The 16,683-nt window shown below is 64.9% G+C and carries 17 protein-coding genes; 9 read left to right on the forward strand and 8 right to left on the reverse strand.

Annotation, left to right across the window (positions count from 1 at the left end):
• Positions 1–664: 664 nt before the first annotated feature.
• The 3 genes from EPO55_RS05130 (at position 665) to EPO55_RS05140 (ending at position 3,992) form a co-directional block, all read left to right on the forward strand.
• Positions 665–1,876 (forward strand): class I SAM-dependent methyltransferase, encoded by a 1,212-nt coding sequence (locus EPO55_RS05130; protein WP_296335398.1) that lies wholly within the window; start codon positions 665–667, stop codon positions 1,874–1,876.
• Between the two features lie 97 nt (positions 1,877–1,973).
• On the forward strand, positions 1,974–3,305 hold the full coding sequence (locus tag EPO55_RS05135; RefSeq protein WP_296335399.1) for an FkbM family methyltransferase: 1,332 nt from the start codon (positions 1,974–1,976) through the stop codon (positions 3,303–3,305).
• 168 nt (positions 3,306–3,473) lie between these two features.
• On the forward strand, positions 3,474–3,992 hold the full coding sequence (locus tag EPO55_RS05140) for a dTDP-4-dehydrorhamnose 3,5-epimerase family protein (protein ID WP_296335400.1): 519 nt from the start codon (positions 3,474–3,476) through the stop codon (positions 3,990–3,992).
• A gap of 23 nt (positions 3,993–4,015) precedes the next feature.
• Here EPO55_RS05140 and EPO55_RS05145 read toward each other — a convergent pair whose 3' ends face one another.
• On the reverse strand, positions 4,016–5,059 hold the full coding sequence (locus EPO55_RS05145; RefSeq protein ID WP_296335401.1) for an FkbM family methyltransferase: 1,044 nt from the start codon (positions 5,057–5,059) through the stop codon (positions 4,016–4,018).
• A 184-nt stretch (positions 5,060–5,243) separates the two neighbouring features.
• Between EPO55_RS05145 and EPO55_RS05150 the strand changes: the two genes are divergently transcribed.
• The 4 genes from EPO55_RS05150 to EPO55_RS05165 are packed head-to-tail and all read left to right on the forward strand — an operon-like array spanning position 5,244 to position 9,231.
• Positions 5,244–6,503, forward strand: coding sequence for a peptidylprolyl isomerase (locus EPO55_RS05150; protein WP_296335402.1), 1,260 nt, complete (start codon positions 5,244–5,246; stop codon positions 6,501–6,503).
• Entirely contained in the window at positions 6,500–7,513 is a 1,014-nt protein-coding gene (gene pdxA / locus EPO55_RS05155; RefSeq protein ID WP_296335403.1) for a 4-hydroxythreonine-4-phosphate dehydrogenase PdxA, read from the forward strand. Before EPO55_RS05150 ends, pdxA begins: the two co-directional genes overlap by 4 nt.
• Before the next feature lie 19 nt (positions 7,514–7,532).
• Positions 7,533–8,390, forward strand: a complete 858-nt coding sequence (gene rsmA, locus EPO55_RS05160) for a 16S rRNA (adenine(1518)-N(6)/adenine(1519)-N(6))-dimethyltransferase RsmA (protein ID WP_296335404.1) — start codon at positions 7,533–7,535, stop codon at positions 8,388–8,390.
• 25 nt (positions 8,391–8,415) lie between these two features.
• Positions 8,416–9,231 (forward strand): lysophospholipid acyltransferase family protein, encoded by an 816-nt coding sequence (locus tag EPO55_RS05165; protein WP_296335405.1) that lies wholly within the window; start codon positions 8,416–8,418, stop codon positions 9,229–9,231.
• Positions 9,232–9,284: 53 nt separating this feature from the next.
• Here the strand turns inward: EPO55_RS05165 and EPO55_RS05170 are convergent, their stop codons facing one another.
• The 3 genes from EPO55_RS05170 to EPO55_RS05180 all read right to left on the reverse strand — a co-directional run bounded on the left by EPO55_RS05170 (position 9,285) and on the right by EPO55_RS05180 (position 11,909).
• The gene (locus EPO55_RS05170) at positions 9,285–10,232 is read right to left on the reverse strand and encodes a hypothetical protein (protein WP_296335407.1); all 948 of its coding nucleotides are present in this window, start codon (positions 10,230–10,232) and stop codon (positions 9,285–9,287) included.
• 155 nt (positions 10,233–10,387) lie between these two features.
• Positions 10,388–11,035: a guanylate kinase gene (gene gmk / locus EPO55_RS05175; RefSeq protein WP_296335408.1), complete on the reverse strand. Its 648-nt coding sequence runs from the start codon at positions 11,033–11,035 to the stop codon at positions 10,388–10,390.
• The gene (locus EPO55_RS05180; RefSeq protein WP_296335410.1) at positions 11,025–11,909 is read right to left on the reverse strand and encodes a YicC/YloC family endoribonuclease; all 885 of its coding nucleotides are present in this window, start codon (positions 11,907–11,909) and stop codon (positions 11,025–11,027) included. Before EPO55_RS05180 ends, gmk begins: the two co-directional genes overlap by 11 nt.
• Before the next feature lie 119 nt (positions 11,910–12,028).
• Here EPO55_RS05180 and EPO55_RS05185 point away from each other — a divergent pair, with 119 nt between their 5' ends.
• On the forward strand, positions 12,029–12,781 hold the full coding sequence (locus EPO55_RS05185) for an SDR family NAD(P)-dependent oxidoreductase (protein WP_296335411.1): 753 nt from the start codon (positions 12,029–12,031) through the stop codon (positions 12,779–12,781).
• 15 nt (positions 12,782–12,796) lie between these two features.
• On the opposite strand, the gene EPO55_RS05190 is transcribed toward EPO55_RS05185, so the two are convergent.
• The gene (locus EPO55_RS05190; protein ID WP_296335412.1) at positions 12,797–13,501 is read right to left on the reverse strand and encodes a VWA domain-containing protein; all 705 of its coding nucleotides are present in this window, start codon (positions 13,499–13,501) and stop codon (positions 12,797–12,799) included.
• Positions 13,502–13,577: 76 nt separating this feature from the next.
• On the opposite strand from EPO55_RS05190, the gene EPO55_RS05195 reads away from it, so the two are divergent.
• Entirely contained in the window at positions 13,578–14,837 is a 1,260-nt protein-coding gene (locus tag EPO55_RS05195; RefSeq protein ID WP_296335413.1) for an MFS transporter, read from the forward strand.
• On the opposite strand, the gene EPO55_RS05200 is transcribed toward EPO55_RS05195, so the two are convergent.
• From EPO55_RS05200 to EPO55_RS05210, 3 genes are all read right to left on the reverse strand, one after another.
• Positions 14,752–15,687, reverse strand: a complete 936-nt coding sequence (locus tag EPO55_RS05200; RefSeq protein ID WP_296335414.1) for a division plane positioning ATPase MipZ — start codon at positions 15,685–15,687, stop codon at positions 14,752–14,754. The two genes, EPO55_RS05195 and EPO55_RS05200, sit on opposite strands and share 86 nt — an antisense overlap.
• Before the next feature lie 31 nt (positions 15,688–15,718).
• Positions 15,719–16,096: a DUF559 domain-containing protein gene (locus EPO55_RS05205; protein WP_296335415.1), complete on the reverse strand. Its 378-nt coding sequence runs from the start codon at positions 16,094–16,096 to the stop codon at positions 15,719–15,721.
• 77 nt (positions 16,097–16,173) lie between these two features.
• Positions 16,174–16,683, reverse strand: a 510-nt coding sequence (locus EPO55_RS05210; RefSeq protein ID WP_296335416.1) for a molybdopterin dinucleotide binding domain-containing protein, incomplete at its 5' end; no start/stop codon positions are given.

Genomic DNA, 16,683 nt, shown 5'->3' on the forward strand with positions numbered 1-16,683 from the left:
GACCAACTCGCAATATAGCTCCAGGGCGTACCCGGCCCCGAAAGATGCAATGGATGCTCCTGGCTAACGCGCGAGCCCCCATGAAGTTCACGGTCGGACAACGAGAACGCACTGAGATGCTGCGAATCCGACAACAACTCTAGCGGCCTCCGGGGCGACCGTAGCTTCTCAAGGTAAACCTTCAGACGACCTTCTACCTTCATCACGCGCGCCTCACCTCATCGCGGCTACATTCGCATAGGTTCAACGCCACTACCGCCTTATCCCAAATGCTTGCGTCTAATCGCCATTAGTTCGGAAACCAAGTACACTTCCGTCAAATCCGGGCCAACAGCGATGGACTCTCGGCGCCCGTTCATCATGGCTGGTCGACGCAAAGTTCGAGAAGGCATCACGCTGACTGCAGTCCGGACATAAAATCTTTGTAACCTTACCACACAATGGGATTTTCCAGCACCTCAAGTGGTTGCTGTCCGATTGCGTCACCGCTATGCCCTCCATGCCCGCATAATTCTAACAGGCTGGTCCGCCATTTGACCTCGGGACAAAGCGGTGATTGAAACAGTCAACCACCGCGTCAGACACAGGTTGAACGGCAATGCTCTTGAGTTCGCTTCCAAACCTCTTCCAATCAGGACCGACGCCTCACAATGGCGCGCCGATCATGAGTTCTTCGCCCGTTTTACGAGCGGTGCGAAATGCCATTCCGTGGGGATCAGGTGGCGCCATTGTTGAGGTGACAACGCCCCCAGATCAATGGAGCAATGCTCTTTCATATCGAATCGCCGAAGGCCCCCTAAACGTATTGGCCGATGCAGACGCCTTGGTTATCGAGTGTAAGATCCGCGTCACCCACGGCAAGGTTGGCGTCGGCGTCACTACGGACGACGGTTCGACATTTGCCTCCCTTGAACGCATCGTTCCGGAAGGCTCTGCGACCAAGACACTGCGTATCTGGGTGCGTGAACCGAAAAGCGCCCGACACCTTCTCTTTCGGAATGCCTCGACCGACGCACAGCCGTCGCACTTCAAACTCTTCCGACTGTCTGCGTACGCCAAGAAGGATGGCCGGAATTTTGTTGCCTCGTGGTCATCATCCCATGCCGGGTCAATTCCATTACCCGAACTCGGCGACTTGTTGAACTGGGCCGGGGATCTGTGGGATCACCCGTTTCCAATGGCGAAAGCACCTTCTATTCGAGGTGAGATACAGATCGTGGATGAGAAGGATCTGTCGCCGCTTCTCGGCACATCCATTCAGCTCGACGTGTCACAGGAACGGATCGACAAGCCTCTGTCCAACTGGAAAATGGAAACTGATGACGCGCCAATATTGGAGTATCTGTGGCGATCGCAATCGCCACGTCGACATCTCGAGTTTGGGACTTGGGAGGGATTTGGGACTACACTTGTTGCCCGCGCAACCAACGCAGAAATCTGGACCATCAACCTGCCGGCAGGCGAGGCCCAGGCAGACGGCACCCCGCTGTACGCTTCGACCGATTCTGGGGAATTTATTGGCCGAATGTACCGTGACGCCGGCTATTCCGAACGAGTCCATCAACTGCTCTGCGACAGTCGGGCGTTTGACACCGCCAAGTTTGGCCCCGACCACTTTGACACCGTCCTGATCGATGGCGGGCACACGCCCGACATCGTAACCAGTGACACAGACAAGGCGCTCCGCGTGTTGCGCGCAGGCGGCATGTGCGTCTGGCACGATTTCTGTCCCGATCCGGAGACTTTGGCGAAGAATCTCGCACCCCTCGGCGTTGTCCAGGCGATAGTCGAGAACTTCGATCGTTGGGGGCCTCAATTCGAGAAGCTGTTCTGGATTCGCAAGAGTTGGATGCTCGTCGGCTACCAGCGGAATTAGATCTGTCGTTTTCAGCTGAATACCTCTTCCTCTGCTCGCTGAATATTCGAGAGCGGGCAACAAGCAGATACAAATTGGCGCGCCACTGAGAGCACACATGACAGACCGCATCACGACCGACATCCCTGGCAGGAAAGCAATCGAACTGGTTGCGTTCTACGAGTCATTTCGCGACTACTATCCGCAGTGCGAGCTTCAGACGAAGAACTGGTTCGTAAAGAACGTACAAACGGACTGGTCGATTTTCGATATTGGGGCGAACGTAGGCTATTATTCCATTCTGTTCGCTCAGCTGGCTTTCGAAGGGAAAGTATTCGCCTTTGAGCCAACGTCGACCGTCTCGATGCTGCGAAAGAACATTGCCCATCATAGACTGGAGAACGTCGAAATCCACGAAGTGGCCCTCGGTGCGAGTACGGCAGTTCTGAAAGACCGCATCTTTAGGATCTGGGGAACCGAGGGCGATGTTCAGGACTACAATTTCTACAGATTCGATGACTTTGTTTTCGAGCGACACATTGATCGAATTGACTGCCTGAAGATCGACGTCGACAGCTTCGACTTCGAGGTTCTCAGGGGAGCCGAGCAGACGTTGGTGGAAAAGAATCCGTACGTTGTCGTCGAGTTGAGCCATGCCCTATCTCGACGAAACCAGAGTGCGGGAGAGGCGCTCGCGTGGCTGGCCAAGCTCGGCTATCGTGAAAGTCTGGTACTCGACCACGATAACTACGTACTTCACCGAGCCGAAACGTCCTCGCTTGGCGTACCAAACCGAGTTTCGATCAACTTGCTCTTCCCGCCGCCGCTGAAATTCGAAGAAACTTTGGCCGAAGGCAGACAGATAGTTGACGACCTTCTCGGGGATACAGAGTTTCAGAACGGCGCCGAGTTTGCGCCGGAAGGTGGACACGCGCTCGCCCTTCCCACGGGACAAGAAGGCTCGGAACTCACAACGCTTCGACGACAAAGCCTATGGACGAAGTGGCGGCTTCGACGCGAGTCCAAGACATTGGCTGTCAATCCTCCTTCAGGCCCCTCCCCTCAGCGTATTGAAGGGGGAGTGAACACTCTTCGAGGACGGGTCGTGGAAACGTCACCGCAGGCGTGGAGTAACTCTCTAACGGTGCATTTGCCCCCTCGGGGAGTCCAAGCTTGGCCAGACGATTACCTGTTAGAGGTTGAGCTAAAAGTTGAGGTGACAAAGGGACAACTCGGAGTCGTGCTCACTGGACTCGATCTGTCAAAATTCAGTTCAATCGAACGTGTAATTTCTGCAATGCCTGGTCCTCAGTCGGTGGTTATTGCGGCAAAGCCCTCGGAGAAGGTCAGCTACCTGCTTTTCCGAAATGCTGCCTTCGAAGGCACAAGAACGTGCTTCCGACTACTCGATGTTAGAGCTTCTTCTACGAAACGACTTCAAGATATGTAGCAGCATGGCATTGGGTCGGTTTCCAGTGCGCCTCTGTCCGCGCAACGTGAATAAGATCGCCTATGTCGTGTCCACCACGCCACCGACTCGTTCCTTCTTCCGAAGCTGCTCCGACGAATTCTTTGCCGCCTGCAATCATCCGCGAGAATTCGACTAAGGGAGGGTGAAATGAGCAAGCTCAAGGTCGAAAAGACGACGCTCGACGGCGTGCTCGTCGTTCACCCCCTGACCCAGCACGAAGACTTTCGCGGCGATTACGTCGAAACGTACAATGAAGAGATGTACCGGGCCGCCGGAATAACCGAAAAGTTCGTCCAGGACGACTACGCAACCTCGACCAAGCACGTTCTGCGCGGCATTCACGGCGACGCCAAGACCGTCAAGCTGATCTCCTGCCTGTATGGCCGCATCTACGTGGTGGTGGTCAACAATGATCCGGAGTCATCCCAGTTCCGGAAGTGGCAGGGCTTCACCCTGTCGGACGTCAACCGGCTGCAAATCCGCATCCCGGCGAAGTTCGGCAATGCCTATCTGGTGATGTCGGACGTTTCCACCTTCCACTACAAGCAGACGACCTACTACGACCGGCCCGGCCAGTTCACGATCCGATGGAACGACCCGGCCTACAAGTTCTGGTGGCCGATCGACAACCCGATCGTCTCCCGGCGCGATGCCGGCGCCGAATAGAATCACGGCACCGCGGCAGGCGATCAGCCGGTGGCGATCCCGGCGAGCCTTTCGGTCGGCATGGCGATGATGTTGGCCGAGAGGGGCATGCCCTCCGTCTGTCCGTGGACGAGACCGGTGGCCGGCGAGAACACCAGGATCTCGTACCTGAGGTCGCGACGCAACGTCTCGAGCAACGCCGCCTCGCTGCTGCCCTGCGCCCGCAATGCGCCGTCGCTCACCTCCATCATCAACACCGGCCGCATCGACTGAAGCACCGTTCGCGCCCCGGCGATCACATTGGCCTCGCCGCCCTCGACGTCGATCTTGACGACGTCGACGCGCGGCAGGGCAAGGCGGCGTACCACGCCATCGAGGGTCTCCACCGGCACGCGCTCGACGCGGGCCGGCACCACGTCGTCGTGGGCGAACCGGCCCAGCGTGTTGTGGCCGGTATGCACGCCGTGGGCGAGATGGAGATCGGCGTGGCCCGGGGCGGCGCCCAGAGCGGCTGGCACGATCTCGACGTTGCCAACACCGTTGCGCGCGATATTGCGCTCGAGATGACCGCGCTCGCGCGAACTCGGCTCGACCGCGACGATCCGTCCTTCCGGGCCGATCCGCCGCGCCGCGAACAGCGTGTAGTAGCCGTCGTTGGCGCCGACATCGACGAACACCATGCCGGGCTTCAGCAGGCGGTCGAGGAAATTGAACTCGTTGGGCTCGAACGAACCGCAGACATAGAGGCAGAGGCTGTTGTCGTTGCCCAGGGTCACGTCGACCGTCGTGCCGGCCAGCCACGGCACGCTGAGCGACACCTCGAGATTGTTGTCGCGCGCCGCCTCCCACAGGGCGCCGCGCCGACACGCCAGCCACTGGCGCTGGTCGTAGTATTCCTCGGCGAAGCCCCAGCCCGGCCGCGGGCCGGGCTTCGGTGCCCCGGGCGTCCACCAGCCGGCATAGGCAGCGCCGAGCCGGGGCGCGCGCACGATCAGCCAACGCCCGAAATTGTCCAGGTGATAGCCCACACCCGAGCGAATCCACGCCCATGCGCTGGCGACGCTGATCGGACGGCGAGCGGCAGTCATGCTGAAATTCTGAGCCCTCGAAACGCGGTGTCCGGCTAACGCACCCACCGCCAAGCGTCAAGCATGCACCATGTGTCAACCATGCCCGCAAGTTGCCATAGTCGGACGATATGCCGCCGCGCTCCGTTGCAGCATTGTTGCAACGGAATATAATGCGGGTCCCTCCTTTCAAATCACCGGTCAAATGTCCGCGTTGTTCCTCCGCGCCTTCGCAGCGATCCTCCTGGTCCTTTCACCCGCCCTCGCATCGGCCCAGGTGCGCGTCGTGGCACGGGTGAACGACGACGCGATCACCGACTTCGACCTCAGCCAGCGCATTCAATTCGCGGTCAAGACCACCGGCCTGACGGACAGCCCGGACCTGCGCCAGCGCATGGCCGCCCAGGTCCTGCGCCAGATGATCGACGAGCGGCTGCAGATCCAGAATGCCAAGCGACTCGGCATGCCGACCTCCGATGCCGAGGTCCAGCAGCGCCTGGGCGAGATCGAGCGCGGCGCGGGCATGAGTCCCGGCCAGTTCAAGCTCTTCCTGCAGAGCATCGGCGTTTCCCACGATATCGCCGCACAGCAGTTCGAAGCGCAGCTCGCCTGGGGGAAGATCGTCCGCCGCAGGGTGCGGCCCCAGGTCGAGGTTTCCGAAGCCGAAATCGACGATGCCTTGGCCCGGCTGCGGGCAAACATGGGCAAGACCGAATCCCGGGTGGCCGAGATCTTCGTGCCGGTCGACCGGACCGACGGCGCGGAAGACGCCAAGCGCAACGCCGACCGCATCCTCGATCAGCTGAAGCGCGGCGCGCCGTTCGCCGCGGTCGCCCAGCAATTCTCCCAGGGCGCCTCGGCGCAGACCGGTGGCGATCTTGGATGGGTCCTCCCGGGATCGCTCGACCCGGCCCTTGATGCCGCCATCGACAGGCTGCAGGTCCGCCAATTTTCCGATCCGATCCGCAGCGCCTCCGGCTGGCATGTCCTGTATGTCGTCGACCGCCGCCAGTTCGCCGCCACGCGGCCCGACGACGTCCGGCTGAATCTGGTCCAGTTGACCCTGTCGCTGCCCGTCAACGCCTCGGCCGAGGAAACCAACCGGGCGTCGGCCGATGCGCAAAAGGCGATGGCGGCGGTTCGCCAGTGCACCGACCTCCATGCCCAGGCCCGACAGCTCAAGGGCGCCACCTCCGGCGACCTGCGGGGCGTGCGCATCGGCGACCTCTCGGCCAACCGCCAGATGTACGAGGAGATCCCCCGCCTGCAGGTCGGCGGAACCGCAGGACCGTTCCGGGTCGCCGAGGGCCTCCAGATCGTCTCCCTGTGCAGCCGGGACGGCGGTGGCGGCTTGCCGACCCGCGAGGCCATCCAGCAGCAGATCCTCCTGCAGAAGCTGGAGGCCGCCGGACGCCGCTACATGCGCGACCTGCGGCGCACGGCGACCGTCGACGTCAAGCCGTGACACACGCTCTGCCGCTCGCCGTTACCATGGGCGAGCCGGCCGGGATTGGCGGCGAACTCAGCCTCAGGGCGTGGCTGGCGCGCAAGCCGGCGGACCGACCGTTCCTGGTGCTGGACGACCCCACCCGCCTTATCGCGCTCGCCCGACACCTTCGCTTCGACGTGCCCGTTCGGGAAATCGGCCGGCCCGCCGACGCAGCCGCGGTCTTCGCGACGGCTCTGCCGGTGCTTGCCGTGAAATTGCGCGCCCCGGCGACGCCCGGGCGGCCCGATCCCGTCAATGCGCCGGCGACGCTGGAAGCCATCGAGCGCGGCGCCGCCCTCGCCCTGGCCGGCGAGATCGCCGGCGTGGTGACCAACCCCATCCAGAAGAAGACCCTGCAGGATGCCGGGTTCCGCCATCCCGGACACACGGAATTTCTGGCCGAGCTTGCCGCCGGTGCCGCGGGCAAGCCGGTCGAGGTCGCGATGATGCTGGCCTGTCCCGGTCTCCGCGTGGTCCCGGTCACGATCCATCTTTCCCTGGCCGACGCCGTGCGCGCGCTCGATGCTGCGAGCATCGTGCGGGTCGGACGGATCGCGGCGGCGGCGCTCTCTGCGCTGTTCGGCATCGCCCGGCCGCGGCTGGTCGTGGCGGCGCTCAATCCCCATGCCGGCGAGCAGGGCACCATGGGCGACGAGGAAACCCGCCTGATCGCACCCGCGATCGATGCCCTGCGGCGCGACGGCATCGACGTGCGCGGGCCGGCGCCGGCCGACACGCTGTTCCATCCCGCCGCGCGCGCGACCTACGACGCGGCGCTGTGCATGTATCACGACCAGGCGCTGATCCCGATCAAGACCATCGACTTCGCGGGCGGCGTCAACGTGACCCTGGGGTTGCCGTTCGTGCGGACTTCTCCTGACCACGGCACCGCGCTCGACATTGCCGGCAGCGGCCGCGCCGACCCGGCCAGTCTGATCGCCGCCCTCGCCATGGCGGACGACATGGCCCGCCGGCGCCATACCTGAAACGATGAGGCCCTGAACGATGGACGACGACAGCGCGGCGGCCATCGCAGCTGGATTGGCCGGCCTGCCGCCGCTGCGCGAGACCATCGCCGCCCACGACCTCGACGCCCGCAAGCGCCTCGGCCAGCATTTCCTGCTCGACCTCAACCTGACCCGGCGCATCGCCCGCGCCGCGGCGCCGCTGTCGCCCGGCACCGTCATCGAGATCGGCCCGGGTCCCGGCGGCCTGACCCGCGCCCTGCTGCTCGAGGGCGCGACCTGCGTTGTCGCCATCGAAGTGGACCGCAGGGCTATTGCCGCCCTGGAAGCGCTGCAGGTGGCTGCCGGCGGCCGCCTCCAGGTGGTGGAGGGCGACGCGCTGGAGATGGGCCTGCCGGCCCTGGGGCCGCCACCACGCCGGATCGTGGCCAACCTGCCCTACAACATATCGACGGCCCTCCTGGTGCGCTGGCTGCACGCCGCCGACGACGTGGCCGACATGGTGCTGATGTTCCAGAAGGAGGTCGTCGACCGGCTGGCCGCCTCCCCCCGGACCAAGGACTACGGCCGGCTCTCGGTGCTTGCCCAACACGTCTGCACCGTGCAGCGCCTGTTCGACGTGGCTCCCTCGGCCTTCGTGCCGCCGCCCAAGGTCACCTCCTCGGTCGTCCGACTGACGCCAAGACCACCAGGCGGGCGCCTGGCCGATCTCAGGCCTCTGGAACGGGTGACAGCGGCGGCCTTCGGCCAGCGCCGCAAGATGCTGCGCGGTGCCTTGGCGGGGCTGTTTCCCGACCCTGTGGCGGTCCTGACCGGGCTTGGCCTCGCGCCCACGGCCCGGGCGGAGGAACTGACCGTGGCCGAATTCGTGCGATTGGCGGGCGTCCTTGACAAATGAGTGAACACTCACTATTTGACCAACCATGATCCGGTCCCTGTCCTTCAACGCCTTTTTCTACCTCGGCACGCTCCTCACTGCCGTGATCGGCATCGTGCTGGTGCCGATCCCGACGCCGGTGGTGTTGCGCGGCGTGCTCCACCATTGGGCCCGCGCCGTCGTCTGGGGCATGCGCTGGATCGGCGGCATGAAGGTCGAATTTCGCGGCCCGGAGCATCTCCCCGCCACCGGCCCCGTCCTTCTGGCCGGCAAGCATCACAGCGAATGCGACGGCATCCTGCTCGCCGCCCGCATCCCGGGCATTGCCTTCGTGGCGATGCAGGAGATTTTCAGTTATCCGCTGATCGGCGCCATCCTCTACCGCCTGCAGATGATCCGCGTCGACGCCTGCGGCGGCGGCAAGGAACGCGAGAACCTCGCCCAGTTCGCCAAACGCGCTTGCGACAGCGGCCGTCACATCGCGATCTATCCCGAAGGCAACCTGATGGCGCCAGGCGAGCGCGAGCGCTATCGCTCCGGCATCTACTACCTCTACCGCGACCTCGGCCTGCCGGTGACGCCGGTGGCGACCTCGGTCGGCCTTGTCTGGAACCGTCGCGACTGGTGGAAGAAACCCGGCCGCGCCGCGATCGAGTTCCTGCCCGCGATCGAGACCGGCCTCGACAAGCAGACCTTCATGCGCCGCCTTGAAGAGACGCTCGAGACGGCCAGCGATCGCCTGATCGCGGAGTTTTCCGGCCGCCCCCATACGCCGTCCCAGCTCGTGCTGCGCTCGCAGGGCCAGTCGGGCAGCGTGCCGCCCGCCTCGGCCCCCCTCGCCCAACGCACTCACAAACCCTGAAAGGCAGGCGGGGAACGCGCGTCAGCGCGTCCGCATGGACTGAAGCATCGCCTTCAGGAGCGCATTCGTTCGCGTGTCGCGCGCGTCGCTCGGAGGTGTCCAGCCATCGGGAGATGACGAGAGGCCGAGCGGCAGCAGCATGAGATACGCCGAATCCTCGGATACCCGCGTTCGGCCAGGAACCGCTGCAGGTCGGGCCAGCGTTCCCAGTTGCGGACGCTCCTCGCCTCGACGTTCTCCGCTTTGCACTTCACCACGCCGGCCCGCACGAGCTCGCAATCGCTGACGCTCGCGACGTCGCCGCCCATCCAGTCCGTCAGCTTCCGCGGGTCGGCCGGCACCTCGTCCAGGCCATAGAGCGCCAGCTTGGTCACCGGCTCGGTGGAGACGACGAGCGAATCGGCGGCACGGCGTTCCCTCATTGCCGCCAGGATCTCGCGGATGTCGGCGGCGCTCCCGTCCTTTTCCTTCAGCGTATAGTTGAAGTAGGCGTCCTGAACGATGATCCGGCCGTCGGCCCGGACGAGCGTGACCACGTGCGACAGCTCGGTGTCGGGATCGCCGAAATTGTAGATCCAGGCCTCCAGGCCGAACGCCTCGAACAGCTTCATCAGCGTCCAGGCCGTACCGCCGCAGTACACGCCCCGCTCGTGATTGAGGAACCGCTCGTAAAGCGTGTCGACGCTCTTCTGCCAGTAGTCGTCCTCGATGATGAGCTTTCCATCCGAGGCGACATCGATCCACGATGCCGCCCATCGTCTCAGGATGCTGGTCGCCTCGGCCTGGCTCAGGTTCGGCGACGACAGGTCCGGATTGGCCGCGCAGGCGTCGCGCACCACTCTGGAATCCTGCCTCGCCGCGACATCGCAGTAGCCGACGACGCGGGCGGGCGCCGGATCCGCCACGGCGACGATGGAGCGATCGGCAAGGAACACACCGGCAAGCGCCACCACGCCGGCGGCGGCACCGATCAGGGACAAGGCAACGAGCCTGCGTGCCAATGAACTCTCCAGCCGCCTCGCAGGGGAACCTGCAAGTCCACGCCGCAAATTCTAGCGAACATCCGCAACCGCGGCGAGCGCCGGCACCTGCGCAAGCGCCGGTCTATTGCCGTCATTTGACTCAGATCAATTCCAAAGCGGCATGCCGCCGGGCGCTACCGTCCCTCGCGCAGCGCCTTGACGAAGCCCGACAGTCCGACCTGACGCTCGAGCTTCAGGCGCTCGGAAGTAAGGATGGCCTTGAGGTTGGCGTTGCTCGTGGCGATATCGCGGTTGACGATGACGTAGTCGTACTCGGCGTAGTGGCTCATCTCGTCGGCCGCCTTGGCCATGCGCTGCGCCACGACCTCCTTGGAATCCTGGGCGCGCGTCAGCAGGCGGCGTTCGAGGTCGCGCGTCGAGGGCGGCAGGATGAACACCGTCACCAGGTCGGCCCTAACCTTCTTGGCCGGATCCTTGAGCTGCTGCGTGCCCTGCCAGTCGATGTCGAACAGCACGTCCTTGCCGGCGCTCAGCGCTTCCTCCACCGGCGCCTTGGGCGTGCCGTAGTAATGGTTGAAGACCCGGGCGTGCTCGAGGAATTCGCCGCGTTGGCTCATGCCGCTGAAGGCCGCAGTGTCCACGAAATGATAATCGACGCCGTCCTTCTCGCCTGGCCGCTTGGCACGCGTAGTACACGAAACGCTGAGCTGAATCTGCGAGTCGTTGTCGAGCAGTTGCCGCGACAGCGTCGTCTTGCCGGCGCCTGAAGGAGACGAGAGCACCAGCATCAGCCCGCGGCGCTGGATCGCTTCATTCGACATTCTGGACCTGCTCCCGCATGCGCTCGACGGCGCCCTTGAGGTCGATGCCGATGCGCGTCAGCTCGATGTCGGCCGACTTCGAGCACAGCGTATTGGCCTCGCGATTGAACTCCTGGCAGAGGAAATCGAACTTGCGACCGACCGGATTGTCCGCCCGCGCCTCGGCCAGCAGGGTCCGCGCCTGGGCGATGTGGGCGGCGAGCCGGTCGAGTTCCTCGCGCACGTCGGCCTTGCCGACCAGCAGCGCCACTTCCTGGGCGAAGCGCTCCTCGGAAAGCGTGGGCACGCGGTCCATAAGCTCGGCGAGCTGGCTTTCGAAACGGCTGCGCACGGTGCCGATCTGGACTTGCGCCCGCTCGGCGGCGCGCTTGCACAGGCCCTCGATCTCGCCGACATGGCCGTCGATCACCGTGGCCAGCGCCTTGCCCTCGGCGGCACGGGCGACGACGAGGGCCTTCAGCACCTCCTCGAGCGTGGCCGAGAGCGCCTTGTCGAGCGCGGCGAGCGCCTCCTCGGTCTGTTCGCCCTCCTCTTCCTCCTCGATGACGCCGCGCACGCGCAGCAGGCCGTCGGCCGAAGGTGCTGCGGCACCCGTGCTCTTGCGCACCTCCTCTGCCAGCGCCCCCAGCTCGGCCAGCAGGGCGCGGTTGATGCGCAGCGGTTTGCTCTGGCGCTCGCTGGTGAGGGTGAGCGTCAGCGAGACATTGCCGCGCTTCAGCCGGCCGCCCACGGCGGTGCGGGCTGGGTTTTCCAGACGATCGAAGCCCTGCGGCACCCGGCAGCGGATTTCCAGGTTGCGTCCATTGACGCTGCGCGCCTCCCAAACCCAGCGCCGCCGGTCATCCGATCCCTGCGCCCGGGCGTATCCTGTCATGCTTGCGATCAATACTCGGCTCCTGCCACTTCGCTTGTCACTCCACTGGCCGCAAAGCGGCGCGGCACTCTAGTATCGGCTCCCAACGCAGACAACGCGCGACGCCGGAAGGTTATCCCATGAAGCGATTCTCTAGCATCGTCATCACCGGCGCCTCGAGTGGCATCGGCGAGGCCCTGGCGCTCGACTATGCCGCACCCGGGGTCGCGCTCGCGCTGACCGGCCGCGATGCCCAGCGCCTCGAGGCCGTCGCCCAGGCCTGCCGGGCAAAGGGCGCCGCGGTAGTGGCGGGCGCCATCGACGTCGTCGATCGCGACGCGCTGGCGACCTGGCTCAGGGCCTTCGACGATGCTCATCCCGTCGATCTCATTTTGGCCAACGCCGGCATCTCGATCGACAAGGACAATTCCTCGCTCGACGATTTCTCCGTCATCCGCAAGACGCTCGACGTCAATGTCGGCGGCGTGCTCAACACGGTGGAGCCGCTGCTGTCCCGCATGATCGCCCGCAAGGGCGGCCAGGTCGCCATCGTCTCGTCGCTGGCGAGCTTCATCGGCCTGCCCTACTCGGCCTCCTACAACGCCAGCAAGGCCGCCGTCCGGGTGTGGGGCGAAAGCATCCGCTATGTGCTGAAGAAGGACGGCATCGGCGTCAGCGTCATCTGCCCGGGCTTCGTGGTCAGCCGCCTCACCGCCCACGCGCCCTTCCCCATGCCGTTCCTGATGTCCTCGTCGCGGGCCTCGGCGATCATCCGCAAGGGTCTCGCTGCCAACCGCGCGCGCATCGCCTTCCCCATCGGCACCAAGGCGGCGGTCTGGCTGGGCAGCGTGTTGCCCGGTGGATTGACCGCACGCCTGCTCGGGGCCGCCTAGTCGGCCGGCCGCCGGTTACTTCATCTGGTTGGTCAGCAGCGCCGCCGCGCCGCCCTGGTCCTTGCCATATTTCAGCAAGGCCGAGCGGCCGCCGGCGGCATAGGCCGCGACCGCGCCCAGCAGGCGCTTGAGCTGGTCCGGGCTGGAGCGGTCGAATCTGCAGTAGGCACCGCGCGTCAGCTTGGCGATCTGCGGAAACAGCCGCGATGCCGCGCGGTCGTCGCCTTCCTGGAAGACGAACACCGGCAGGCCGAGCAGGCCGAGCTGTGCCGCCTCATGGCCGACCGCATCGACATCCTCCTCGCAGCAGTCGCCGACGAAGACGACGGCATCGATGCGGCTCTCGCGACGCTGTTCACCCGCATAGCGCAGCGTCTTGGCGATCTGCGTCCGGCCGGCGAGACAACGCACCGCGCTCATCAGCCGCGCGAGTTCGCGACCGTCGGACGTCCACTTGCTCACCTTGAATTCGTCGAAGCCGCGGTAGAAGCCAAGCCGCACATCGAGACCACCCAGCGCATCGGCGGCAACGAACATTTCACCCTGGATCGTGCAGGCATGATCCCAGGTCGGCTCGCGGCTCGCGGTCGCGTCCATGGCAAACAGCAGTCGGCCGCGGCTGCCCGGCACGCGGTTCGCCGGCAGGTTGCCCACCTGCTTCACGAATGCATCGACTGCGTTCGCACCTGCGGTAGACGGAACCTTGCGATCGTCGGCCATATCTTTTGACCCCCTTCGGTGTGTTGAATATGGTGCGGCCCGCGGCCAAGGACCAGTCCGAGGGCGCCACCAAAGAATGACCGGAAACGCCCCCACCTTCGCCACGCTGCTGCTGCGGATCTTCCTGCCGTTCGCGCTGGCGTATTTCCTGTCCTACATCTTCCGCGGCGTAAACGCGGTGATCTTCCCCTATCTCGAACGCGATGTCGGGATCACCGCCGGCGATCTCGGCCTGCTCACCTCGGCCTTCTTCCTTTTCTTTGCCGGCTGCCAGCCGATCCTGGGCGTCATGCTCGACCGCTACGGGCCGCGCCGTGTGCAGACCGTGCTGATGGTCACCGCGGCGATCGGATCGGCGATGTTCGGCCTGGCGGCATCGCTTCCCGAACTGATCGTCGCCCGCGTCCTGATCGGGTTGGGATTCGCCGGCGGGCTGATGGCGGCGATCAAGGCGATCACGCTGTGGTATCCGCCGGAGCGCTGGGGCCTGATCACCGGTTTCCACATGATGGCCGGCGGCCTGGGCTCGATGGCGGCCACGCTCCCGATCCAGTGGTCACTCTCCGTCATGAGCTGGCAGGGCCTGTTCTTCTGGCTGGCCGGCCTCTGCCTCGTGACCGCTGCCCTCCTCTTCACGGTCGTACCCGAACGGGGGACGCCGGCCGCCAAGGGCACGCTCCGAGAGCAGTTCCGCATCACCGGCATCGTGCTGACCGACGGCTTCTTCTGGCGCATCCAGCCGGTACTCACCTTCCAGCAGATCGCGTTCATCGCCAGCATCACGCTCTGGATCGGCCCGTGGCTGCGCGATGTCGGTGGCATCACCGACACCGAGGCGCGCGCCGACATCCAGCTCTACACCACCGCCATCATGACCCTGGGTTTCGCGCTGAGCGGCGTGTTCGCCGGCTGGTTCCGTCGCGCCGGCGTCAGCGACTTCGCGTCGGCCAACCTCGTCAGCGTCCTGTTCGCCCTGGTCTGCGCCTGGTTGGCGTTCGTGCCGTCGTTCGAGCCGGTGCTGGCATGGCTGCTGTTCGGCTTCCTCGGCGCCTACCCCATCCAGTACATGCCGCTGCTCGCGCGGTCGTTTCCACCGGAATATGCCGGCAGGGTCAGCACGAGCTGCAACCTCGTGGTTTTCACCGTGATCTTCGCCGGCCAATGGGCGATCGGCAAAGTGGTCGACCTGTGGCCGCGCACTGCGTCGGGCTATTCGCCCGACGGCTACGCCTGGTCCTACGGCGCGCTCTTCATCCTGCAGGTGGCGGGACTGGCGTGGATGCTTCTGTGGCGGGCCCAGCCTCTGGTGCAAAAGGTGCCGGCGGCGGCAGATTGAGCGCCGTCACGAGGTCGCGCACTTCCTGCCGCGCCGCGACGTGGCTCAGGGTCAGCGACGGTCCACCACCTCCGCGCTTGAGATCGAGCAGCGTCAGGCCGCTCAAAAACAGCTCCTTGTAGATCACGCGCTCGCTCAGGCCCGCCGCGACGCGAAAGCCGATGCGCTTGGCCAGCGCCTCGATCACCGTGCCCATGTCGCGCTTGTTGCGGGCGGCAAGCGAGGACAGGCGATTGCGCATCACCACCCAGTCGACCGGGCGGCCACCCTGGATGGCGCGCAACTGGCGCTGCTTCCACACCGCCTCGGCATAGATCGACGGCCGCACGATCTTGAGCGTGTCGGGATCGACGCGGGCCAGCAGGTCGAGGTCGATGAAGCTGTCGTTGAGCGGCGTCAGCAATGTGTCGGCCCAGACATGGGCGGTGCGCGAGAGGTGGGTGTCGCTGCCCGGCGTATCGACGATCACGAAATCGGCGGCGGCGAGCGCCGGCTCCAGCGCCGCCTCGAAGCGCGCCGTCTCGTCGGCTTCCGCCGCGGCGCGGTCCGGCAGGATCGATAGCGGCACCGCGGCGTGGCGCGGCATCGGCAATTCGATGCCCTTGCGTTGGGCGTAGGCTGCCCGATTCTCGATGTAGCGGCTGAGCGTTCCCTGGCGGGCGTCGAGGTCGAGCGTGGCGACGCGGCTGCCCTCGCCCATCAACGCCACGGCGATGTGCAGCGCCGTCGTCGACTTGCCCGAGCCGCCCTTCTCGTTGCCGATCACCAGCACGTGGGCGCGGCCCGGGACCCGCGCCGCCTGCGTCTGGACGATGCTCGGATTGGCCGCCGGTTGAAAACCGCCGCTCACTCTCTTTTCCTCCGACGCGAAACACATACCTTCATGCTCCTCTCCCCCTTGGGGGAGAGGTTGGGTGAGGGGGATTGGAAATCACCTGCTCGATCTCCGCCCATACGCCGTCTCTATTCTGGACGACGTGATTCGCCCAGAAACGCAAGACACGCCAACCTTCCCGCTCCATCGCCGCAGTTCGCCGCGCGTCGGCTTCGACTTGGAAGGCGTGATGATCACCGTCGATCTCGATGACGAGCTTGCGCGACACGCTGGCATAGTCGGCGAAGTACGGGCCGATGGCATGCTGTCGGCGGCACTTGACGCCACCCATGCGGCGGTCCCGCAGAAGCTCCCAGCAGATTCGCTCGGCGCGACTGCCGTCGCGACGCAGTTCACGGGCACGCTTCGTCGGTTCGTCCTGCACTCCCCCTCACCTAACCTCTCCCCCAAGGGGGAGAGGAACATGAGAAAACGTGCCCATCACAACCACCCGTCGTGCTCTCACGCGGCCTTGCGAATCCAGACCGCGGTATCGTGGAACACCGCGCCGCCGTTGGGCCAGCCGGGATCGGCCGAGGTCACGGCATTGATGCCGATGCCGGTCTCAAAGTTCCGGTTGGGCCAGATGCCCTCGACGACGACGACGCCCTTCTGCTGGCCGGCCTTGGCTTTGACATTGACGATGGTCTTGCCGCGCTCGTTGCCGATTTCGACGCGATCGCCGTCCGCCAGGCCGAGCGCCTTGCAGTCGTCGGGATTCATCATCGCCGTCGGCCGCACCTCGCGCTTCTGCGAACTCGGCGTCTCGGTGAAGGTCGAATTGAGGAAAGTGCGCGCCGGCGCCGCGACCAGCCGGAACGGCTTCTCGGCCGTGGCATTGTCGATCACGTCGAAATGGTCGGGCAGCGTGGGCATCTCCTTGCCGCGCGGTCCGTAGGCCTGCCAGTCCGGCTTGAAGCGGAACTTCTTGTCGGGCCAGGCGAAGCCGTCGAGGAAGTGCGACGTCTCGAA

Source organism: Reyranella sp. (assembly GCF_004296935.1).
GTDB lineage: Bacteria > Pseudomonadota > Alphaproteobacteria > Reyranellales > Reyranellaceae > Reyranella.